The sequence below is a fragment of the Chryseobacterium sp. PCH239 genome, assembly GCF_018924625.1.
Taxonomy (GTDB): domain Bacteria; phylum Bacteroidota; class Bacteroidia; order Flavobacteriales; family Weeksellaceae; genus Chryseobacterium; species Chryseobacterium cucumeris.
The window spans coordinates 600,845-623,707 of sequence record NZ_CP073027.1; the positions used below are offsets into that span (position 1 = coordinate 600,845).

The 22,863-nt window shown below is 36.9% G+C and carries 19 protein-coding genes and 1 pseudogene; 8 read left to right on the forward strand and 12 right to left on the reverse strand.

The features are described from left to right. Positions 1 to 20: 20 nt before the first annotated feature. Positions 21 to 2,192: a S9 family peptidase gene (locus tag KBP46_RS02900; protein WP_216444573.1), complete on the forward strand. Its 2,172-nt coding sequence runs from the start codon at positions 21 to 23 to the stop codon at positions 2,190 to 2,192. Positions 2,193 to 2,266: 74 nt separating this feature from the next. On the opposite strand, the gene KBP46_RS02905 is transcribed toward KBP46_RS02900, so the two are convergent. Then, positions 2,267 to 3,250 carry a hypothetical protein gene (locus KBP46_RS02905; RefSeq protein WP_216444574.1) on the reverse strand — a complete coding sequence of 328 codons (984 nt, stop codon included), beginning with the start codon at positions 3,248 to 3,250 and terminating at the stop codon, positions 2,267 to 2,269. 17 nt (positions 3,251 to 3,267) lie between these two features. After that, on the reverse strand, positions 3,268 to 4,191 hold the full coding sequence (locus KBP46_RS02910; RefSeq protein WP_120231157.1) for a hypothetical protein: 924 nt from the start codon (positions 4,189 to 4,191) through the stop codon (positions 3,268 to 3,270). A gap of 385 nt (positions 4,192 to 4,576) precedes the next feature. Between KBP46_RS02910 and KBP46_RS02915 the strand changes: the two genes are divergently transcribed. Continuing rightward, positions 4,577 to 5,182 (forward strand): DNA-3-methyladenine glycosylase, encoded by a 606-nt coding sequence (locus KBP46_RS02915; RefSeq protein ID WP_216444575.1) that lies wholly within the window; start codon positions 4,577 to 4,579, stop codon positions 5,180 to 5,182. A gap of 3 nt (positions 5,183 to 5,185) precedes the next feature. On the opposite strand, the gene mug is transcribed toward KBP46_RS02915, so the two are convergent. Further along, complete coding sequence (mug, locus tag KBP46_RS02920) at positions 5,186 to 5,689, reverse strand: G/U mismatch-specific DNA glycosylase (protein ID WP_062669477.1); 504 nt, start codon at positions 5,687 to 5,689, stop codon at positions 5,186 to 5,188. A 237-nt stretch (positions 5,690 to 5,926) separates the two neighbouring features. Between mug and KBP46_RS02925 the strand changes: the two are divergent. Beyond that, positions 5,927 to 6,243 (forward strand): annotated as a pseudogene (locus KBP46_RS02925) (multidrug efflux SMR transporter). Between the two features lie 163 nt (positions 6,244 to 6,406). Here the strand turns inward: KBP46_RS02925 and KBP46_RS02930 are convergent. From KBP46_RS02930 to KBP46_RS02950, 5 genes are all read right to left on the reverse strand, one after another. Further along, positions 6,407 to 7,108, reverse strand: a complete 702-nt coding sequence (locus KBP46_RS02930) for a LytTR family DNA-binding domain-containing protein (protein ID WP_120231155.1) — start codon at positions 7,106 to 7,108, stop codon at positions 6,407 to 6,409. Beyond that, positions 7,089 to 8,126 (reverse strand): sensor histidine kinase, encoded by a 1,038-nt coding sequence (locus KBP46_RS02935; RefSeq protein ID WP_253297170.1) that lies wholly within the window; start codon positions 8,124 to 8,126, stop codon positions 7,089 to 7,091. Before KBP46_RS02935 ends, KBP46_RS02930 begins: the two co-directional genes overlap by 20 nt. Positions 8,127 to 8,310: 184 nt before the next feature. After that, positions 8,311 to 8,706, reverse strand: coding sequence for a DoxX family protein (locus KBP46_RS02940; RefSeq protein WP_082798723.1), 396 nt, complete (start codon positions 8,704 to 8,706; stop codon positions 8,311 to 8,313). 353 nt (positions 8,707 to 9,059) lie between these two features. Beyond that, a complete protein-coding gene (locus KBP46_RS02945; RefSeq protein WP_253297171.1) occupies positions 9,060 to 9,563 on the reverse strand; it encodes a TlpA disulfide reductase family protein in 504 nt (167 codons plus the stop codon). A 1-nt stretch (position 9,564) separates the two neighbouring features. Further along, positions 9,565 to 9,993, reverse strand: a complete 429-nt coding sequence (locus tag KBP46_RS02950) for a rhodanese-like domain-containing protein (RefSeq protein ID WP_216444578.1) — start codon at positions 9,991 to 9,993, stop codon at positions 9,565 to 9,567. A 150-nt stretch (positions 9,994 to 10,143) separates the two neighbouring features. Between KBP46_RS02950 and KBP46_RS02955 the strand changes: the two genes are divergently transcribed. Both KBP46_RS02955 and KBP46_RS02960 read left to right on the forward strand, forming a co-directional pair. Beyond that, on the forward strand, positions 10,144 to 11,802 hold the full coding sequence (locus KBP46_RS02955; protein ID WP_216444579.1) for an FAD-binding dehydrogenase: 1,659 nt from the start codon (positions 10,144 to 10,146) through the stop codon (positions 11,800 to 11,802). Between the two features lie 18 nt (positions 11,803 to 11,820). Next, positions 11,821 to 12,624, forward strand: coding sequence for an SDR family oxidoreductase (locus KBP46_RS02960; protein WP_216444580.1), 804 nt, complete (start codon positions 11,821 to 11,823; stop codon positions 12,622 to 12,624). A 64-nt stretch (positions 12,625 to 12,688) separates the two neighbouring features. Here the strand turns inward: KBP46_RS02960 and KBP46_RS02965 are convergent, their stop codons facing one another. Beyond that, on the reverse strand, positions 12,689 to 13,678 hold the full coding sequence (locus tag KBP46_RS02965; RefSeq protein ID WP_216444581.1) for an aldo/keto reductase: 990 nt from the start codon (positions 13,676 to 13,678) through the stop codon (positions 12,689 to 12,691). A gap of 225 nt (positions 13,679 to 13,903) precedes the next feature. Between KBP46_RS02965 and KBP46_RS02970 the strand changes: the two genes are divergently transcribed. The 3 genes from KBP46_RS02970 (at position 13,904) to KBP46_RS02980 (ending at position 18,171) form a co-directional block, all read left to right on the forward strand. Further along, complete coding sequence (locus tag KBP46_RS02970) at positions 13,904 to 15,175, forward strand: NAD(P)/FAD-dependent oxidoreductase (RefSeq protein ID WP_216444582.1); 1,272 nt, start codon at positions 13,904 to 13,906, stop codon at positions 15,173 to 15,175. Between the two features lie 33 nt (positions 15,176 to 15,208). Next, the gene (locus KBP46_RS02975) at positions 15,209 to 16,201 is read left to right on the forward strand and encodes an SDR family oxidoreductase (RefSeq protein ID WP_216444583.1); all 993 of its coding nucleotides are present in this window, start codon (positions 15,209 to 15,211) and stop codon (positions 16,199 to 16,201) included. Between the two features lie 122 nt (positions 16,202 to 16,323). Continuing rightward, positions 16,324 to 18,171 carry a chloride channel protein gene (locus KBP46_RS02980; RefSeq protein ID WP_216444584.1) on the forward strand — a complete coding sequence of 616 codons (1,848 nt, stop codon included), beginning with the start codon at positions 16,324 to 16,326 and terminating at the stop codon, positions 18,169 to 18,171. Between the two features lie 165 nt (positions 18,172 to 18,336). Here KBP46_RS02980 and KBP46_RS02985 read toward each other — a convergent pair whose 3' ends face one another. From KBP46_RS02985 to KBP46_RS02995, 3 genes are all read right to left on the reverse strand, one after another. Beyond that, entirely contained in the window at positions 18,337 to 19,281 is a 945-nt protein-coding gene (locus tag KBP46_RS02985; RefSeq protein ID WP_216444585.1) for an aldo/keto reductase, read from the reverse strand. Between the two features lie 371 nt (positions 19,282 to 19,652). Continuing rightward, on the reverse strand, positions 19,653 to 21,461 hold the full coding sequence (locus tag KBP46_RS02990; protein ID WP_216444586.1) for a hypothetical protein: 1,809 nt from the start codon (positions 21,459 to 21,461) through the stop codon (positions 19,653 to 19,655). Between the two features lie 250 nt (positions 21,462 to 21,711). Then, on the reverse strand, positions 21,712 to 22,863 hold the full coding sequence (locus tag KBP46_RS02995) for an efflux RND transporter periplasmic adaptor subunit (protein WP_216444587.1): 1,152 nt from the start codon (positions 22,861 to 22,863) through the stop codon (positions 21,712 to 21,714).

Sequence of the window (22,863 nt, forward strand, 5' to 3'; positions counted from 1 at the left end):
GTTTAATTCAAATACTATCTATGAAGAATATAAAAAAACTAACAGCTATTGCCTTGTATTTCCTGTGCTTGTCACCATTCGCGGCACAGAAGACACAATGGACTCCAGATGGCAACGCTTATTATTCATTTACTAAAAAAGGAGTGGAAATTGTTGATCTATTGCATCCCGGAAAAGATCAGACGCTTTTAAACAGTAGTGAACTGATTCCTGCCGGAAGTTCTGAAGCCTTACAGGTACAGAGTTTTCAGGTATCTCCTGATGATAAAAGTTTATTGCTTTTTGCCAATACAAAGAAAGTATGGAGAGATAATACCCGAGGAGATTACTGGATTTTCGACAAAAATACCAAAAAGCTTACCCAATTGGGAAAAGGATTACCTGCTTCCTCACTGATGTTTGCAAAGTATTCTCCTGATGGCAAAAAAGTAGCTTATGTATCTAAGCATAATATTTATGTGGAAGATCTTGCCAGCAATCAGCAGACTAAAATCACTACAGATGGTACAGACGGAATGATCAATGGAACTTTTGACTGGGTATATGAAGAGGAATTCGGAACCCAGGATGGTTTCAGATGGTCCCCGGACGGCAGAAAAATTGCTTACTGGAAGCTGGATGCACGTGGTACGAAAAACTTTCTGATGATCAATAATACAGACAGTCTGTATTCTTTTACCGTTCCGGTAGAATATCCAAAGGTGGGAGAAGATCCTTCCGGATGCAGTATCTGGTTTTATGATCTTGCTTCCCAATCTTCAAAGAAAGCCGATATTGCAGGGGATGAGAAGCAAAACTATATTCCAAGAATGGAATGGGTGCTGGATTCTAAATCCATTATTCTGCAGCAACTGAACAGAAAGCAGAATCAAAGTAAAATTATCGTAGCAGATGCCAATTCCGGAAGCTGTAAGGTCATTCACACAGAAAGCGATGCGGCTTGGATTGATATAAAAACCCGATGGAATGACAACGATCCAAAAGGCTGGGACTGGATTAATAATGGTAAAGAATTTTTATGGCTTTCTGAGAAGGACGGATGGAGACATATTTATAAAATAGATATGAATGGTAAAGAGACCTTAATTACAAAAGATGCTTACGATGTAATTAAACCAGAATTCTTTGATGTTAAGAACAACCAGATTTACTTTTTAGCTTCCCCGAATAATGCCACTCAGAAATACCTGTACAAAGTAAGTATGAAAGGAGGAAAAGCCCAAAAAGTAACCCCTGAATCCTATACAGGCTCTAATACTTATACGATATCACCCAATGGAAAAATTGCCATGTTTACCAATAACAGTATCAATGCATTTTCAGCAGATGCAGTGATATCACTTCCGGAACATAAAGAATTGGTTGCTGCCAAGAGGTCTGCAAAAGCAGATCCTGCAAAATCTAAAACTGAATTTTTTCAGATTACTACCCAGGACGGTATTACATTAGATGGTTGGGTAGTAAAGCCTAAAAACTTTAATCCTAATAAAAAATACCCAATCGTTTTCTACGTATATGGGGAGCCTGCTCTGCAAACAGTCACAGATGATTTTTATACCGGCTGGAATTGGTTATATGCAGGAGATATGGCTGAAGACGGTTATTTATATGTTTCTCTTGAAAATCGGGGAACACCTTCTCCGAGAGGACGTGAGTGGAGAAAATCTGTCTATCGTAAAATAGGTCAGATGAATATCCGTGATCAGGCGATGGGAGCAAAAGCTTTATTTGAAAAATGGCCTTATATTGACACTTCAAGAGTTGCCGTATGGGGCTGGAGCGGCGGAGGCTCTTCTACCCTGAATCTTTTGGGGCAGTATCCCGACATTTACCAAACTGGAATCGCTATTGCACCGGTTGCCAACCAGTTATTCTATGACAATATCTATCAGGAACGTTATATGGGGCTTCCACAGGAAAACAGAGAAGACTTTGTGAAAGGCTCACCATTGTTTTATGCTAAAAACTTAAAAGGAAATCTTCTGTTGGTTCATGGAACAGGTGATGACAATGTACATTACCAAAATACGGAAGTTTATATTAACGAACTGGTAAAATACAACAAACAATTTCAGCTGATGTCTTATCCTAACCGTAGCCACGCTATTAATGAAGGTGAAGGAACCTTGCTGCATCTGACAACTATGTTTACCAAGTATTTAAAAGAACACTGCCCTCCGGGAGCAAGATAAAAATATACAAAAACCTGCAATATTGCAGGTTTTTGTATTTAAAGAGTATTTTTTATTAAACCTGGTATTGTAAACTACGATTTAGTAATGATGATATAGTAACTTGTGTCACCACCAGTTGGTATATTGAGAAAACATTCATCGTGGGTTAACTGATTGGGTTCTCCACTGACATATTGAAGGAAAAGTGCCACTTTCTGATTGGGTACTGTTGTTTGTAATGTATGCATTAACATCTGAGCATTTGAAAATGAATAAGCTGTATTTGTTGCATTTCCAGAATCATCCCTGCCTGCGGTAATAATTCCTCTTGAAACAGAATTAGAAGTATAAGTACTGCCGGATGCTTTGGCAAAAACGGTATTTATATTGATCTGTCCGGAGAAACTATAATTTTGAGTGTTATTATATCTGTTGCAACGTACTGATCCCCAGGCTTCAAAAGAATATACGCCAGGCTCAGGAATTACAATATATTTAACATTACTTACCGACTGACCATTCACTGTTGCTGAAGTATCTGTACCAAAAGTAAATCCTGCGCTATTGCCTTTTAGTCCGGCATCATTAATAATAGGAATATTGATATATTGATTGGGGTCATATAGCGAAAATCCTCCGGTGTTGTTAGAAAGTGAATAGGTGGCAGGATATTTTGAAAGTTGCTGATAATACAAATATTTAACAGTAACTGGCATTATTGCACTATTTCCGGAGGCATCCACGCCTAATTTATTGAAAGGAGGAGTATAAGCCGGTGATGAAAGTCCAGGTAAATTTTCATGCCTTATATTAAGTACTCCGGCAGAGTTTACATGTAATAGGGCTGTGGGCGTGGATGTCCCTATATTAATTCCCACATTTCCGGTATTGATTACTTTCATAAGTTCTGAAGATGAGGAGTCATTAATTTCCAAAGCTTTAGTTGTGCTAGTATTGTTTTTAGATACAACATCAAGAGTGGCGCTCGGTGTAGCTGTATTGAATCCTATATTTCTGCTTTGAGCAAATAAAAAGAAGGAAACAAATGTAAAGGGTATAAAGAATATTTTGTTCATTACCGTTTTATTTGCAGTTATAACTTAGAAATAATGAATGTTACTTTTTTATCAGCAGCCCCTGAAAGAGAACATGCATTTGTGTTGAACTGATCACCTGTTCCCCAGTTAGTAAATAAAGCAACTTTCTGATTGGCTGTTGTAGTTGCTATAATAGAAAATATGCTATTTTGTGAGGGATAATCATATTGCCCTGGGCTGCTTAAATTACCTGTACTGTCACGTAGAGGAAATAGATTGGAGCGTATACTGGTCTGTTCGTTATAAGTAGTACTTCCTGCAGATGCCAGATAAATGCTGCTGGCTACACCTATAAAATTGTTCCCTCCACTACTACCGGAAATAGCACCTGTACAATTTATATAATACTTTAAATTTAGCTTGTACACGCCAGGATCAGGAATGGTAATGTAAATTACATTGGTTGCCGGATTACTTCCTCCGGAGATCCTGTTTAGCGTTGCAGATGTATCAGTCCCCAATGTTACATTTAGTGAATTACTGGCAATACCGGTAGCCTGGAAAGGTAGACTATAGAAAATACTATTATTGTAAAGAGAAAATGCTGAAGTAGTCTGAGAGTTATCGATAGTAATGTATGAATAAAGTACAGCAGGTACATAGGTACCTACATATCCATTGGCATCTACTGCAATAGGCGTTACACCGGATGCTAATTGGGGAAGATTTTCGTAGCGGATACTTCCTTTGGTATGCAGCTTTGCAGTAGGGATAGGTGCGTTTATTCCCACATTTCCATTATCAAGAACTGTCATCATTTCCGTTCCTGTGGAATTGTTTATTTCTAATGCTTTTGTAGTATTGGTATTGCCTTTTGAGACAATATCCAGTGCTGCAGATGGGGATGGCTGATTAATGCCTACCTGGGAATGGCTTAATGCAAAAGTAAGCACAAAAGCCTGTAATAATATTTTTTTCATCGTGTGTTATTTGATGACAAATCTGCATCAAAAATCAAAATATATCAAATAAATATATACAACATAAATACATCACGTATACAGCGCAAATTTCGCATTTAAATTTAAATGATTCATTTTCAGTCATTTAATTATTTTATTGCTACATCAAAATAGATTTGTTTACTTTTATTTAGATATTGAAAACGTGAGCTTTAAAAATTATTATCATACATATTACGTATGAATACTCTTCTTTTAACAGTATAAATATTAAAAACAAAAGCGTATTGAAAAATTACTGCGCTTTACATATTTATTATTTATTAAAATAAACTCATCTTCCTGAATTTCATTTAAGATAAATTATCATTATTTTTGAATTGATAATTCTAATATCACGGATTTGAAACTACCACGCGCCTATTACTCCAATCAAGATGTTCTTTTTCTGGCTCAGGATCTTTTGGGAAAAGTACTTTTTACCAAAATCAATGGTGAAACAACAGCCGGAATTATTGTAGAAACAGAAGCCTACTTTGGCGTTAAGGATAAAGCTTCCCATGCCTATGGAGGCAGACGTACAGACCGTACAGAAACATTATACAGTCATGGCGGTGTATCTTATGTGTATCTATGCTATGGGATTCATCATCTTTTCAATGTGGTGACTTCAGTGCAGGATGATCCTCATGCCGTTCTTGTGAGGGCTATAGAACCTTTAATTGGAAAAGAAATTATGGAACTCAGAAGGAATATGTCTGCTTCTAAACCTTCTATTTCTGCAGGTCCGGGATCAGCAGCGAAAGCATTAGGAATTGACCGGACATTCAATAAAAAAGATCTGGATGGACATGAGATCTGGATTGAAGACCATGGGATTTCATATCCTCAGTCTGAAATCATTGCAGGTCCTCGTATTGGTGTTGCCTATGCACAGGAAGATGCGCTTTTACCCTGGCGTTTTTTTGTGAAAGGAAATAAATATGTGAGCAAACCCAATAAAGTATAAATATCAGGATTCATGAACCGAATGATAAAACTCTTTATAATACATCACCAGACTGTCAAGAGAGAACCCCCGGTTCAGCCCACTTGTATTGGGCAAAACCCAGACTTTTGCCCCACAAAAATCTTCTGACTGCTCTCCCCAAAGAATTTCTTTTTTCTTAGAAAATGCCTTGTAAGCTGCTTTACCGAGAAAAGCAATATATTTCGGCTGGTACTTTGTTATTTTCAGTTTAAAACTTTCAAGAGATTCATCAAATTCCTCCTTTGAAAGTTCATCTGCACGAGAGGTTGCTCTGGCCACAGCTGTGGTTAGTCCATATCCAAAATCAAGAAGAGAAGTATCATTCACCGCTTCTATTTCATAAGATGTAAACCCTGCCTGATGCAGTACTTTCCAAAAACGATTACTCCTTCCTGAAAAATGGTGACCGTCATTGGATGATTTTAAGCCAGGATTAATTCCACAAAAAATAATGTTGAGATGCGTTGAAATAATGTCTGTCAGCATAATGATATTAAGTTACTTCGAGGTATAAAGGTATCACTTATTTGTGTTATCCAATTCCATTATATTATATGAAACGGTTCATCTTCGGTAAAATACATTCTATCTCTGTTTTTTACCGGATCACATAGTTTGTAGGGCTGACTATAAATTGGTAATGATAATTTTGTACCGTAAAAGCAATGAATTTTCTTTAAAAGATTTTCATTCTCAATATCATTTCATTAAAACAGAAATAGTATGAACTGGATTGCATTAATTATCGCAGGGATTTTTGAAATCGGATGGCCATTAGGGCTTAAACTATCCCAACAGCCGGAAAATAATAAATGGAGCTGGATCATTTTTTCGATTCTATGTATGACTGTCAGTGGTGGATTTCTTTGGTATGCTCAAAAAGTATTCCTATAGGAACGGCATATGCAGTCTGGACAGGAATTGGTGCAGTAGGAACTTTATTGGTGGGTATTCTTTTTTTTCAGGATTCAGCCAGTATCTTAAGGTTATTGTCTGCATTACTGATTGTTGTAGGGATTATTGGTCTTAAGTTATTTTAAACAAAAAATTGGCTTAGGATGATTAAACATCTTAAGCCAAAGCAGTATTCAACATTCAAATCATAAACTATCTCTATTTATATTGGTCGCCCTTTGAATTGAAAGACTTAAAATTTTCCTCCCTTTGACGGGGTGGTTTTGAACAGGATTTCACTTCTCAATCCTAAAGCTCTATCAATGGCTTATAAGTTCTTCCCACGGGAAGTTGTTTTCCATTGATCTGAATAATATTGGCAGATTTTACTTCTATTTTTGATCTTGATATGATATAAGATTTATGAATGCGGGCAAACATTTTGGGATTTAGAATTTCCTCCATTTTACTAATGGGCATTTTAAAAGTGAAAGTCTCTGTCTTTGTATGAATATGAATGTATTCTCTTAAACTTTCAATATAAAAAATATCCTGGAGAATAATTTTAACCTTCTTTTTACCACTGTTCATGAAAATAAAATCACGTTCGTAAACTTCGAGTAAAGCATCATCTGCTTCCATCAAATGCTTGAATTTTCCAATAGCAGTCAAAAAACGCTGATAAGGGATGGGTTTCATCAGATAATCTGCAATATCAAGCTCATAGCCTTCTACCGCATACTGATGATAAGCAGTTGTAACAATCACAAAAGGAGGATTTTTTACATTTCTGAGAAAATCAAAGCCTTTTACTACCGGAAGATGGAGATCAAGAAACATTAAATCTACATCATGAATACTTAAAAGACTACTGGCATATACTGCATCTGCACATTTTCCTACGAGATTCAGTTCCGGATCTCTGGAAATGAAATTTTCCAGGATATCTGCAGCAATAGGTTCATCTTCTACAATAATACAGTTGTATCTTTTAGTGGCTGGTTGTATCATAGAAATCAATGGTTAAAGTTACACTATAACGGTTATTCTTATCTTCTACAGAAAGCGTATGGTTGGGATAAAGCAATTCTAGCTGCCTGCGTATATTTTTCAGACCTATTTTTGTGGAATGCTTATGGGGTTGTTTCTGCTTGGAGTTTTCTATGAAATAAGTAAGGATTCCGTTTTTTAATCGGATATCTACGGTAATGAATGCTTCTCCCAGACTTTCGGAAACACCATGTTTAAAGGCATTTTCTACAAACTGTATCAATATCAGAGGTGAAATTTTCTGAAAAGGATTATCAATATCTTCTATAAAACTAACGGTAAGCTGATGGTAACGAATCTTCTGAATCTGGATGAAATCTTTAATATTTTCAATATCCTTGGTTAGGGAAATCGTTTTTTCTGCAGCTTCATAAATATTATACCGCATTACTTTGGAAAGCTGAAGAATAACATCTGGAGTTTCATCTGCTTTTTTCAGAGCCATTCCGTAAATGTTATTAAGCGTATTGAAAAGAAAATGAGGGTTGATCTGTGCCTTTAGCATGGTAAGCTCCTGATCCAGTTTTTCAGCTTTTAATTGAGAGATCTGTTCTTTGAGTACATTCTTTTGCCGTGTAATTTCAACCCCAAAAATAAGGCCTATCATAAAAATCAGATCCATAAAAGAATTAAAAACCACATAGCCATTGATAAATCCTGAAGTATGCTTTCCGTCCAATGTTTCTGTAACGCCATAGATATACGGATATATGATATAATGGGTTAAAAACCGGTGACCCAAAACAGATGCTGTTACAATGAAAATACAGAAAATATATTTAAAAATAAGTTTAAGATCCACCTTTTCATATACATACAGCAAAGCATATGCTAATGGAATTTTCACAAAAAGATATCCGAGCTCCAGTATAAATGTATTCTGAAGTCTTATCTGCCATTTGAAATCCGGAAACTGATATCTGGACCAATAAAAGTCAAGGTAAACCTCCAGAATATAATACAATATCCAAAAAAGCAAATGAATCCGCCATTTGGATTGACTGTCTGATTTCAAGCTTATTATGATTTAAAAGTACAAAGTACTATTTGTTCTCTCAAATATAAAAAATAAGTCTATCAAATGGACGTAACCATCTATAAACTATCAGTTTTGATTATGAGCGGTAATAATGTTGGAGGAAAAACAGATGATTTATGAAGGTCTAAATTTTCTTTTTACTCATAAAATGCAAAGAAACTTTGGGGTACATAAGATTCAAAAAGCAGAAGATCAGTAATACATTGAATTCAATACCATTCGTTCCTCCACCTACCACAAACCATCCATTTTGCCAATGGACATAATAGATTCCCAAAATGAAAATCAGAATATTACAAACAGCTATTGGTTTGATGTATCTATCAATCCAGATTAATGGTACTGATAAAAGATGAATCAGTTTTACTATCCATGCTATATAAATTCCTACAGGATTGAAACCTAATCCATTCAGGTATATCTGTCCAAAATCATTCACATCCCCACTGAAAATGGAAATCACACTATGCATCAGTAAGATCACTGAAAGCGCAAAACGAAGGTAGAAACTCTTTTTCACAGAAACAAAATTAGAATACAAAAACAAGGATTCAATATTTTGTATATCAACAACTTTGAAATCAGTATAAAAGTTTTGTTTCGTAGTAATAATAACCTTTATTATTGAACGCTATTTTAATGAGATATTAAATTTTACACATATTTCAATATAAAGTGATTTAATTGGTAGATTTTATTATATTTACGTCCAGATACAATGATGAGTTCCCTCATGATCATTACTATATCTTTACAGATATTTTAAATGATTAAGGCAAGATTCTAATACACAAATACTTCTATCTTTTTCAATTAAAAAAGAGTGGTAAAATAACTTACCACTCTTTGTCTTATATACGGAAAAAAACTTTCTTAATTCTGTGTCAGGCTTTTCTTAATGAAATCTTCAAGTTCTTTACCATGAAGGTTTTTAGCTACAATAGTTCCCTGCCCGTCAATAATGACATTAAAAGGCAGTTCTTCTATTTCATAAAGCTTTGCTACAGGGCTTTTCCAGAATTTTAAATCACTGATCTGTATCCAGTTGATCTGAAACCTGTCGATTGCTTTCTGCCAGCTTTCTTTATTCTTGTCCAAAGAAACACCTACTATTTCGAACTGATTTTTTTTAACCTGCCCGGAATAAGTGTCATACATTGTTTTCAGTTGAGGTTGTTCTTCTACGCAGGGTGCGCACCAGGTTGCCCAGAAGTCGATCAGAACCAGTTTCCCTTTTAATGCTGAAAGAGAAAATGAAGTTCCATCTGCCTTTGTCATTGTTATTTCAGGAGCTTTCTTCCCTACTTCTATGGTGTTCTGGGCAGAAAGATATCCTGAAAACAGTATGAAAAATAGTATTGTTAAAGAGTTCTTCATATTAATCATTTGTAGGATAATTTTTATCCAGCCAATCTGTTTTGATGTTTTTCGGAAGATTTAAAAGCTTTGCATTTTTGAAGCCCAATTCCATTAACAATGCAAATGCAGGACGGATATTAGGACATTTTACAAAAGGACAGCAACCGCAATAGATCACAATTTCTCTGTTCTTAGGAATATCTTTAAGATAATTTCTCAGTTTTTCCAGATTTTCAGGTTCATGAGTCGGTCCGATGTCTACAGAACCTTTCACAATAGCTTCAGGTCCTACCGAAATGATGACCAGATCTTTTGTTTTTTGATTTTCAATTCTGGAAGCCAGTAATGCCGGATCCATCAGCTGGCTGTCTTTCCATGGATCCTGTTTTTGCTGTGCCTGACTGAATATTGAACAAACCAGGCAGGCAATGATAAACAAATACTTCATTCTTCTATTTTTCACAAAGATAAGTTGAAAAGTTCAGAGTTCAGGGCTGATTACTCAAAGCAGGTTTATTTAAATTTTTAATATTAAATCCGATTCCGAATAATTTTATACATTTATCTAACATATTGTTGAATCAAAACACGCTTAACAATGGAAGAAAAATTCCAGCCCGATGCAATTATTATCGGAACCGGACTGGCAGGGCTTACCGCGGCGATGGAAATTACCAATGCCGGAAAAAAAGTATTGCTTCTGGATCAGGAAACAGAGCAGAATATCGGCGGACAGGCATTCTGGTCATTTGGAGGATTATTTTTGATTAATTCTCCCCAGCAAAGAAGAATGGGAATCAAAGATTCTTATGAGCTGGCATTACAGGACTGGAAAGGTACCGCTGGTTTTGACCGTCCCGAAGATTACTGGCCCCGCCAGTGGGCTGAAGCTTATCTGAAATTTGCTGCCGGTGAAAAGTACGATTATATTTCCAAACTGGGAATCAGGCTGATGTTTATGGTGGGCTGGGCAGAACGTGGTGATGGATCGGCAACGGGTCATGGAAATTCCGTACCCCGTTTTCATGTGAGTTGGGGAACAGGCACAGGTGTAGTAAAACCCTTTGTAGAAAAAGCTTACAAAGCTCAGGAAAAAGGTCTGCTTCAGATGAAATTCAGACATCGCGTAACTGAAATTATTACAGAAAATGATAAAATAAAAGGTCTTAAAGGAGATATTCTGGAAAATGATACCCAGGAAAGAGGTGCTGCTACCAACAGAAACGTTATCTCCACATTTGAATATTCAGCTCCAAATATTATTATTGCTTCCGGAGGAATTGGTGCCAATCATGACCTGGTAAGAAAAAACTGGCCGGAAAGATTGGGCAAGGCGCCTGAAAACATGGTTTGTGGTGTTCCGGCCTATGTGGATGGTAAAATGATAGGCATTGCAGAAAATGCAGGTGCTCATATCATCAATCCGGACAGAATGTGGCACTACACGGAAGGCTTACAAAACTGGAATCCAATCTGGCCCAACCACGGAATCCGCATATTGCCGGGGCCATCATCGCTATGGTTTGATGCTAAAGGTGAACGTCTCCCCGCTCCTTTTCTTCCGGGATTTGATACGCTGGGGACTTTACAGTATATCCAGAAAACAGGGTTTTCTTATTCATGGTTTATCCTTACACAGAAAATTATCAAAAAAGAATTTGCCCTTTCAGGTTCGGAGCAGAATCCGGATATCACCAATAAAGATTATGCTCTTTTTCTGAAAAGGATTTTTGGGAAAAAGGCACCCGCACCTGTAGAAGCCTTTAAAGAACACGGTAAAGACTTTATTGTTTCAGATAACCTGGAAGATCTGGTTAAAAGAATGAATCAACTGGCAGGAAATAACCTGTTGAAATATGAAAAGATAAAATCACAGATTGAAGCCAGAGACCGCGAACTCAACAATAAATTTTCAAAAGACACCCAGATAAATTATATCCGGAACACCCGAAATTATTTAGGAGATAAACTGGGACGTGTAGCGGCACCACACAAAATTTTAGATCCGGAAAACGGACCTTTGATTGCAGTACGTCTTAATATTTTAACCCGAAAAACGTTGGGCGGAATAAAAACCAATCTGAATGGTCAGGTATTGAGAGAGGATGAAAGCATCATTGAAGGATTGTATGCTGCAGGAGAAGCTGCGGGCTTTGGCGGTGGCGGAATGCATGGTTATAGAGCTCTGGAAGGAACATTTTTGGGAGGCTGCATCTTTTCAGGAATGAAAGCCGGACAATATATTGCCAGACTTTAAAATTAAATACTAATGAATATGAGTAATTATTTTAATCATAAAGTCATTTGGATTACAGGTGCATCATCAGGCATTGGAGAAGCTTTAGTGAAAGAGCTTTGCAAGAACAGCAATGCAAAAATTATTCTTTCTTCCAGAAAAGAGGGCCAGCTTCATTCCGTTGCTGAGAAAGCTTGTTTGAGCAGAGACAGATATGCGGTCATCCCTTTAGATCTTAAAAATTATAAAGAAATGCCTTCCATTGCAGCAAAAGCAAAAGAAAAATTTGGAAGGATTGATATTCTGATCAATAATGCAGGATTGTCACAACGCTCATTAGCCATGGAAACCGATATTGAAGTAGATAAACAGCTTATCGATATTGATTATATAGGAACAGTAGCTCTTACAAAGGCTGTTTTGCCTTATATGATCCGAAATAAAGGAGGACAGATTGCCGTTGTATCAAGTCTAATGGGAATTTTCGGTGCTCCTATGCGAAGCGGATATGCCGGTGCAAAACATGCTTTACATGGATTTTTTGATGCCTTGAGGGCAGAATTATTCAGCCAGAATATTAAGATTACGGTGATCTGTCCGGGTTTTATTCAGACTGATATTTCTATTAATGCTGTTACCGGGGACGGTTCATTACAGGGCACGATGGATGATGCTACGAAGAATGGCATGCCCGTAGATATCTTCGCAAAAAAAATGCTTTATGCCATAGAGAAACAGAAAAGACAACAAGCGATAGGCGGTAAAGAAGTGATGGCTGTTTACCTGAAACGATTTTTTCCAGGCCTATTGGCAAAAATAATCCGTAAAGCAAAGGTAGTATAAAGAAAAGCCCGATTCTTTCCTGAATCGGGCTTTTGAGTTAGTTAACGATAATGGTTACCTTCATTTACTCAGGAACCTGCGCCTTTTCATAAATCAGTCCCTCATTTTTTAATTCTTTCCAGAATTCGGCAGGAATATTGGTTTGCAAGGCATTCATATTATCTTTCACCTGCTCAGGCCGGCTGGCTCCAGGAATAATAGAAGCAAATTCATCAGCGGCCAGTACAAAATGCAGTGCGGCATCAATAAGGCTTATATTGTATTTTTCAGCAAGAGAACTCATTTTTTTCCGCTTTTCATACATTCCTTTTGGAATTACATCTTTATAATTATAACGTTCTCTTCCTGCTATATAGCCTGAATTGTACCCTGCTCCCGAAACCAATTTTACCCCAGCATTTTTAACAGTCGGAAGAAGGCGGTCCACAGCATCTTCATGTTCAAGAATAGAATATTGTGTGGCCGAAAGACAGATATCCGGATCAGCAGATTCAATACAGTCTAAAATAGGTTCTATCTTATTAACACCCATTCCCCAGGCTTTTATTACTCCTTGATCACGAAGTTCAGAAAGTATCTTAAAAGCACCGTTTCTCGCCTGCTTCAGAAAATAAGGATAACGATCTCCTACCTGATCTTCAGAAAGGTCATGGACATAAACAATATCAATATGACTCAATCCGGTTCTTTGAAGGCTGTCTTCAATAGATTTCTGTACGGCGTCGGCTGTATAATCATGCAGGAAGTCGTAATCAAGAGGTTTTTTCCACATGGTTGGAGGAACATCAGATTCAGGAACCTGATGAAAAAGCCTTCCTACTTTGGTTGAGAAAATAAAGTCATCCCTGTCTTTATCTTTAAGGAAATTTCCAAATCTCCGTTCACTTTTGGTCAATCCGTACCATGGAGAAGTATCATAATACCGGATTCCGATATCCCAGGCTGCCTGCAGTATTTCATGAGCCTGTTCATCTGTGATATTTTCAAAAGCTGTTCCTATTGCTACACCCCCTATTCCCAGTTGGTGCTTTTCGGTTAAAATGTGTGATTTCATATATGAAATATTTAAAGTGTTGGATGATCAGTAAAGTACAAACATCGTGCTGGCAGTGAATGAAACGTTAAAAAGAAAATACCTGTTGAAACCTGAAATTCTTAATGAGAGCTGATATTAAGGCTGTTTTGGCAATTTATAGATTATGTTAAATATTTGTTTTGTCGTTCTTTTGGTCTTGTTATTGAATGAAATTCAGTACACCATTTGAAATAATCACATACTATGAAAAAGCACATTCTAATCGTAGGAGGAGGATTTGCGGGTATTAATCTTATCAAGTCTCTTCAGAATGATAAAAGGTTCAGAATAACGCTGGTTGATAAAAACAATTATCATTTTTTTCCGCCGCTTATCTATCAGGTAGCTACTTCGTTTATAGAAGCTTCCAATATCAGCTATCCTTTCAGAAAACTGTTTTCAAATAATAAAAATGTGAAATTTCACATGGGAAGCCTGATCAGAGTACATCCGGAAAATAAGACAATAGAAACAGATACCGGAAATCTCAGCTATGATTATCTGGTTCTGGCATTGGGCACAGAGTCTAATTTTTTCGGAATGGAAAATGTAAAAAAGTGTGCTCTTCCGATGAAAAACATAGAAGAAGCACTCTATCTGAGGAATCATATTCTACTGACTCTGGAAGAAGCGGCCAGAAATAAAAATATTAAAGAAGCCGAAAAACTTCAGAATATTGTTATTGCAGGAGGAGGACCAACGGGAGTAGAACTCGCAGGAATGTTGGCAGAAATGGGAAAATATATTGCCCAGAAAGAATATCCGGAAATCAAGCTCGGACTTTCTAATCTCTATCTTATTGATGCCTTGCCTACTTTACTTTCGCCCATGAGCCAGCTGGCTCAGAAAACGGCTTATGATAAGTTGAAAGAATTAGGAGTGAAAATCCTTTTGAATGTCTCTGTAAAGGATTATACGGATAATAAAGTCATCTTAAGTGACGGAAGCTCTATTGAAACGGAAACCCTGATCTGGACTTCAGGAGTTATTGGAAAAGAAATTCCAGGATTACCGGAAGAAACTATTGGAAAAGGCAGAAGAATACTGGTGGACGACTATAATAAAGTAACCGGAACTACCAATATTTATGCGTTGGGAGATATTTGTCTGATGATTTCCGAAGAAAAATATCCTAAAGGACATCCTCAGCTGGCTCAGGTCGCCATTCAGCAAAGTAAAAACCTCGCTGCCAATTTTAAACGGATAGAAGATGGAAAAGTGCTGGAGCAATTCAGGTATAATGACAAAGGCAGCATGGCCATTATTTCTAAATACAATGCGGTAGTAGATCTTCCGAAAAATTCCTTTAACGGTTTTATAGCATGGCTTACCTGGCTTTTCATCCACATCATTCCGCTGGTAGGGTTTAAAAATAAACTTCAACTTGCGATGGACTGGTTCAGATTATTTATTACCAATAACCCATCCATCAGGCTTATACTTTTTCCAAAAAGAAATACAGAAAACGGATCATGATAAAAAAATAAGAACACTTAAATCCATCATATTATGAAAAATCAAAGAAGACCACCATTTTTTGGAGAAACAGTCGTTATCACAGGTGCTTCAAGCGGAATTGGTAAGGCTACGGCAGAGGCATTTGCAGAACAGGGAGCTGATCTTGTGCTGGCAGCAAGAGGAGAAAAAGCGCTTACAGAGACTGCAGAATTATGCAGGAAACTGGGAGCAACAGTGCTTGCTGTTCCTACAGATACTTCTGTTGCAGAAGATGTTCAGAACCTTGTCAAGGAAACCCTTGAATTCACCGGAAAAATTGATTATTGGGTCAATAATGCGGGAGTGTTGGCATTTGGTAAATTTGAGGAAATTCCAGTTGATGTCAGTGATCAGATTGTTAAAACAAACCTTTTGGGATATATGCATTCGGCACATGCAGTGCTTCCTGTTTTCAAAAAACAGAAAAAAGGAGTCTTACTGAATAATATTTCTATTGGCGGATGGATGCCGGCACCTTATGGAACAGCATATACAGCCTCGAAATTTGGTGTGCGCGGAATGGTAGAAACTTTGCAGGGTGAAGTTTCAGACTTTCCTGATATACATATCTGTGCGCTTTATCCCGGTTTTCAGAAATCATCAGGAATAGAACATGCTGCCAATTATTCAGGGATAAAACTCAGCACACCTCCTCCTGCGTTTGATCCTCGTAAACTGGCAGCTTCAATTGTAAAAACAGCCAAAAATCCAATTGAAGCTTCTTATCCCGACTGGTCAGCAGTAGTTTTTAAAAATTTGTATGAATTGTTTCCTGGAATAATTCGTTATGCATCTTCCACTGGGGTGAGAATGTTAATGAGAAAAGCCAATAAAGATGAAAATACCGGAGGAAATGTACAGAACCCTTCTACAGGAAGTATGAGAATTGACGGGAAAACGCTATTTTCTATTCCTAAGAAACCATTAATTCTGGCAGGTGCAGGAATCCTTGGAGCACTGGCTGTTGGGTTCATTTTTTCAGGGAAATCTAAAGAAATAAGATAAGGTTGATAGAAATAAACTTTCATTGATATATTTTGAAAAAGTCTCTTTACTATATTTTTTGTGATATATTTCATAAATTTACAGAACTGTATCAATCTGATGATAGTTAAAATATTTCCAAGGTGAAAATTCACAACAAAAAAAAGTACCTCAGTTTCCTTAAATTTAAAAGAGATTTCCAGAAATACGGACTGGAAAAAGCACGCAGTTATGAGCTTATTCTGCATTGGCTGAACAACAGACTGAGCAGAAACCAATTTCTTGTTCTTTCCGGAATTCTGGTGGGCTGCACAGCTGGTCTTGCGGGAGTTATCCTGAAAACACTGGTGCATAATATCCATTATTTCATTACCAATAAAGTTCATTTTGAATATCAGATTTTATTCTATATTGTTTTTCCTTTTTTAGGAATTGTTCTGACAACGATGATCGTTTTAACTTTGTTTAAAGGTCAGGATCGTAAAGGTATTGGAGCTATTTTATACGAAATTGCACAGAATTCCAGTATCGTAGCTTCCGTTAAAATGTATTCCCAGGTGATACAAAGTGCTGTTACCGTAGGATTGGGAGGTTCTGCAGGATTGGAAAGTCCTATTGCCGTTACCGGAGCCGCTATTGGTTCAAACTATGCCCAAACGTACAGACTGAGCTATAAAGAACGTACTTTATTGCTTGCTGCAGGAGCTACTGCCGGGATTGCGTCTGCTTTCAATGCTCCTATTGCGGGGATTATGTTTGCCTTTGAAATTCTTTTAACCGGAGTGGTTTTTACCGATTTCATTCCGTTGGTCGTTGCTGCGGTCTGCGGAAGTCTTTTATCAAGGATTTTGCTTCAGGAAGATGTTCTTTTCAGATTTTATACCAGAGACCCTTTCAACTATAAAAATGTTCCGTATTATCTTATTTTAGGGATTGTTACAGGATTGTATGCCCGCTATTTTGTGATTATTTCTCAGAAAGTAGAACATTTTATAAAAGGTCTTCAGCTTTCAAGAATGCGTAAAGCGATGTTCGGAGGAGCTGTACTTTCCCTGTTATGCGTACTTTTTCCTCCTTTGTTCGGGGAAGGATATGAAACGGTAAAAGCTTTCACCAATGGAAATACCTACTCTATTATTGAAAATAGTTTTTTCAGGTATTTTGAGATCGGAGACTGGACCATTATCATATTTTTGGTTCTGGTATTGCTTTTAAAGGCCTTTGCCACCTCATTTACGATATTCAGTGGTGGAAATGGAGGTAACTTTGCTCCTTCTCTTTTTGCAGGAGGAACTTTAGGCTACTTATTTGCATTAATTTGTCAGCATATTGGTTTTACAGATGTTCCGATGACTAATCTTGTCCTCGTAGGTATGGCTGGTGCTATGAGTGGAGTTCTGTATGCTCCTCTTACCGCTATTTTTCTGATCGCAGAATCAAGTTTCGGATATGATTTGTTTATTCCTCTGATGATAGTTTCCATCATATCCTATCTCATTGCAAAGTGGTTTTCCCCGATTTCTCCTGAACTGAAATCATTGGCAGATGAAGGAAAAATATTCACAAATAAACATGACAAAAACCTTCTGTTTGCTTTAAGAACCGAAGACTTTATTGATAAATATTCGCAAACGATCAATCAGAATGCTTCTGTTACAGAACTGTTTGAAATGGTAAAGAATGGTAATAAAAATATTTTCGCCGTTGTGGATGAGAACAGAAAGCTCAAAGGAGTTCTGACGCTGGATGACATTAGGCCTTATCTTTTTAACAAAGAAATCGAAACGTCCCAGACGGTTACCCAGATCATGAAAGCACCGCCTGCCGTTCTTCACCGTGAAAATAAACCCCTGGATATTCTTCAGACCTTTGATGATACAGGTGTATGGAATCTCCCTGTAGTAAGTGATACCAATGATTTCATCGGTTTTATCTCAAAATCCTCAATATTAATGAGCTACAGACAGCTTCTGAAGGAATATTCCGATTAATATTGAGAGAAGAATATCACAACTGAAGAACTCCATTCCCCTCCTCCGGAAGGGTGGCGAAAATTCAAAGATTTTTTGACGGGGTGGTTTTCGCCATTGAATCATAAAAAATCCGTTCAGCAATGAACGGATTTAATTTTTAATCTGTAATGAAAGTTGAAAAATTTAGTTGCTCGCCTTATTCAGCAGCTCAATATCTTCCTGATCCAGAACAAGTTTTGGTGCATTGAAGACCGTTTCAAGCTGGGAAGCACTGGTAGCACTTACAATGGGTGCTGTAATCAGAGGATTAGATAACAGCCATGCCAGAGAAACGGTTCCCTGCGTTGTATGATGCTTTGCACTTACCTGATCCAGCGCTTTTAATACTTCCAGTCCTTTAGGATTTAAGTATTTTCTTACGCCCTCACCTCTTGCACTTTTTGCCAGATCTGCTTCATCACGGTATTTACCCGTTAAAAAACCTGCTGCCAAAGACCAATAAGGAAATACACTTAAATCAAACTGCTCTGCCAGAGGAGCATAATTTTGCTCAAATCCTTCTCTTTCCATTAAATTGTAATGAGGCTGTAACGCAACATATTTAGGAAGGCTATTCTTTTCTGCAGCTTCAAATGATGCTTTCAAACGTTCCGGAGATAAGTTGGAAGCCGCAATATAACGTACTTTTCCAGCCTTAATGATCTCATCATAAGCAGAAAGAGTTTCTTCTACAGGAGTAGTATTGTCATCAAAGTGTGTATAATAGAGATCAATATGATCCGTCTGAAGTCTTTGCAGAGACTCATCTACAGATTTAAGAATATGTTTTTTGCTGATATCATAGCCATGTTCTTTCGTTTCTGAGCCTACTTTCGTAGCTAAAACGATATCATTACGGTTAGATCTGCTCTTCATCCATTTTCCGATGATCTCTTCAGACTGTCCGCCTTTTCCATTCACCCACCATGAATAGGTATCTGCAGTATCTATAAAATTGAATCCTGCTTCAGCAAAGCGGTCCAGTATATCAAAAGACTGTTTCTCGTCCAATGTCCATCCAAAAACATTTCCTCCGAAGTTGATGGGTGCAATCGTCAAATCGGTGTTTTTGATTTTTCTTTTTTCCATAAAAATAATTTTACTAAGTGACCTCTAAGGTAGGGAATATTAAGCCTGGAAAATATTCAAAATGACCATTCCAGCCATAGTTATTATAAATGGGAATGCTGATGTTTCCTAAGTTTTTTATTACTTGAATGTGTTGGAAAGCGCAAATAATTTAAAAGCTAACTGCTTTAAGATACAAAGATTTTATCTCCGATACAATTGAATACTATTTATTTTTATAGCTCTTTCTGAAAATCTTACATTGATTAAAGTTGAAATGTTCTTAGACCTTTGCCGCTTCTAACAGAAATACATGTGATTTCATTAGTAACAGAAAAAATAAAAACAGCCATGTAAAAGCTGTTTTTATTATCTATCAATTAAAAATACGGTTATTTTTCAACCTGAGGAATTTCAATAGCGATAAGCTGAAGTTTATATTCCTGTAACTGATGATGAATGGTTGACAAACCGTTGCTGAAGAATGGTGATGCTTTAAAAAGCTCATGATAATATTCGATACCCTCAAGAACATTTTTCCTGAAAGCATTCCATTTTTTTGTGTGCGAATGGGTAATCTGTGCAGTAGATTCGGTGATTTCCTTTCTCAGATAATCCACATACATTTTCAATTCATTGATGAACATATTCGGCCGTTGGTTATCTGAAAGGATATTGGTATTTCCGTAGATATGTTTTACCATTTCCGAAAGAGAAACTTCTTTATCAAAAAAGGCAATATTAGGTCCCGGACATATCACAACGCCTTGCTTTTCACCTTTAATTTCAAGGTTCTGTTCCATGTATGCCGCATTCACAAGTCCTACACACAGGCAGGCTTTATCGGTAATTTCGGATTTTCTTTTATTGAATTCTTTTTCAGTGAATGCATCTTTATTTTCGTAAAGCTCTTTCAGTTTGATATCCTGAAACTTTCTGGAAGCGGTACAGGTTCCTTCCGGAGAAAATTCTTTGCTTAGTGCGAGAAGTTTTTTAGGACAAGAACTTCCATATTTCCCTTTTGCTTCTTTTTCAAACTTCAATACTTCATTAGATGTACCTTTTACAGTATTGAAAGGTACTCCCAATGGCGAAATATTACTCAGATAGAAATCCTGCTCTTTTGATTGTACAAGTAAATTCCTGGTTTCTGCATCTACCGATGTTGCTTCGGGTACCAGTAGAAACGGAGAACCCCATCCTACGCTGTCTACATTATAATTAGCCAATAAAAACTCATGTTCTTCAGAAGTTCCTACTCCACCCTGAACGGTAATTTTCATTTCTAAAGGTTCGGAAACTACATGCTTCCCTTTTTGTTCCAAAGCAGCTGTCATTAAGGCGTGAGCTGATTGGATCAGATCGTTTTTTTTCTGTTTGAATTCCTCCATGATAGGCCCGAGAAGCATTCCTTCAGTAGCAAATGCATGGCCTCCGCAATTCAGTCCGGATTCTATTCTGTATTCTGAAACCCATAATCCTTTTTTAGCCAGAAAATTTCCCTGAATCATAGCCGAACGGAAATCGCTTACTTTAAGGATAATTTTCTTTTTAATGTTTCCGTGTTCGTCCGGGAAAAAATCTTCAAACTCTTCCATATAGCTGTACAAACGGGGATTCATGCCTGCAGAAAGAACCATTGATGATGATAGCTTACTTTTGGCAAATCCACGCAGTGAAGCATGCGCATCGTTATACATTACAGGAAGCTGTTCATTATTCTGATAGTTGTCTTTATCTACTTTCGTCATGATATTGACATCAATACTTCCCGGTTTTAAATTCGATTCGATGAAGTTCTTGATATTGGAACTCCAGTTATCTTTTTGATTGACAAGGTTTTGAAGGCTGTTTTTTAGATCTGAAGTATTCGGAAGCATAGCCATGAATTCCTTCAAAGCTTCCTTGTTTTTGCTGATTTCCTGTTTGAAAGATTCAAATTTTTCATTCACGATATCGTCTACCATATCCAGATAAGCGGTAACTCTTTTTGCTCTGTAATCTTCTGTTTTTGTTGAGATCCCGAAATAGTCAAGATTGAACTTTTTGTTGTAAAAGTTCTTCATTTTTTCCAGGATTTCATCATCAATAATAGAGATGACGGAAGAAATTCCATACTGGGCAACACGAATCGGGCTGTCTATGGTATAAGCCAGTCCCATTACCGGAATATGGAAATTGTGCAAAGGTTTTTGTGTCATAAAGTTTTGATAAAAGTTTTTTATTGTTCATCTAAAAATCTTTACAACTATTCACTTCTTAAAAATATTATTTTAAAATGAATTATGCGTCAAATAGTATTTTAATTATTGAAAACATGTCAAATGTCATTTTTTTGAATTGTTTAAAATAAAAAAAGATCAGCTGAATAACTGATCTTTTCTTCTTGTCTGTTTTATTCTAACCGCAAAAGTCACAAAAGCTTTTGTGACTTTTATGATTTCACTTTAATTATTCTGCTTTGTTTTTAAGCATCATCAGAAGGCTGTAGGCTCCTTTCTGTACAATTTTCTTATCCTTTAAAGCATCTGCTTTTACAATCTCCGTAAACTGATCGTCAGCAATTCCGGTGACCACTGGAATCATTTTGTAATTGGATTTTCCAAGATCTTCAAAAACATAATTTTTATTTTCAAAAGACACTACAGCCTCGTTAGGAAGTCCCATTGTATAACGACTGCTGATATTCACTTCGGCATTCACATACATTCCTTTTACAAATTCAGTATTCACATAAGATAATCTGGCAATTGCCGTTGCAGAACCTCCGTTTTCAATACTGGGAACTACGCTGACAATTTTAGCATTGGATTTCACATCCGGATTCTGATTGTTATATACGAGAATTTCCTGCCCCACTTTTACATCATTCACATCATTTTCAAAAACCTTTAATTCTAAAAGTAATCCAGCTGGATTAATCAGCTCAAATAATGTATCTGCCGGATTGATATACTGCCCGTTATTCACAAGAATTTTACTTACAAAACCTGTAAAAGGAGCATAAATGTTGATTTTACTTCTGATATTTCCGGTAGTCAGACCTTTGGCATTAATTCCGATGATTCTCAGTTTTTCCTCAAGTCCTTTTAAAGTAGCATTCAAAGTAGAATAATCTGCCTGAGCAGTCTGTAGGGTTTTGTCACTGCTGGCTTTGCTTGTATTCAAATCTTTCTGACGGTTGAAATTCAGTCTTGCCGCTTCGAGCTGAGCTTTGGTCACCAGATAATCCTGCTGCAATTGTATAAACTGAGGGTCTTCCACTACTGCAAGCACTTGTCCTTTGCTGAAATGACTTCCATTAATGATATTGATCGTTTTGATATGTCCACCCATAATACTGGAAACTAAACTGATATGCGATGGTGCAATTTCTGCCTTTCCGTTTAATCTCACCAGTTTTTCCATATTCCTGTTCTGAATACTGGTTGTGGTTAATCCTACAGACTGAATCTGTTTTTCTGTAAGATGAACGGAGTTTTTGTCGTTCTTAGAAAATTTCGTGTTTTCATACACCGCTTTTTCCTCCTCATTTTTTCCAGAACATGAAGATAAAGTAAGGATGAAAACCACGCTGTATAGGGATATATTCTTGAAATGCAT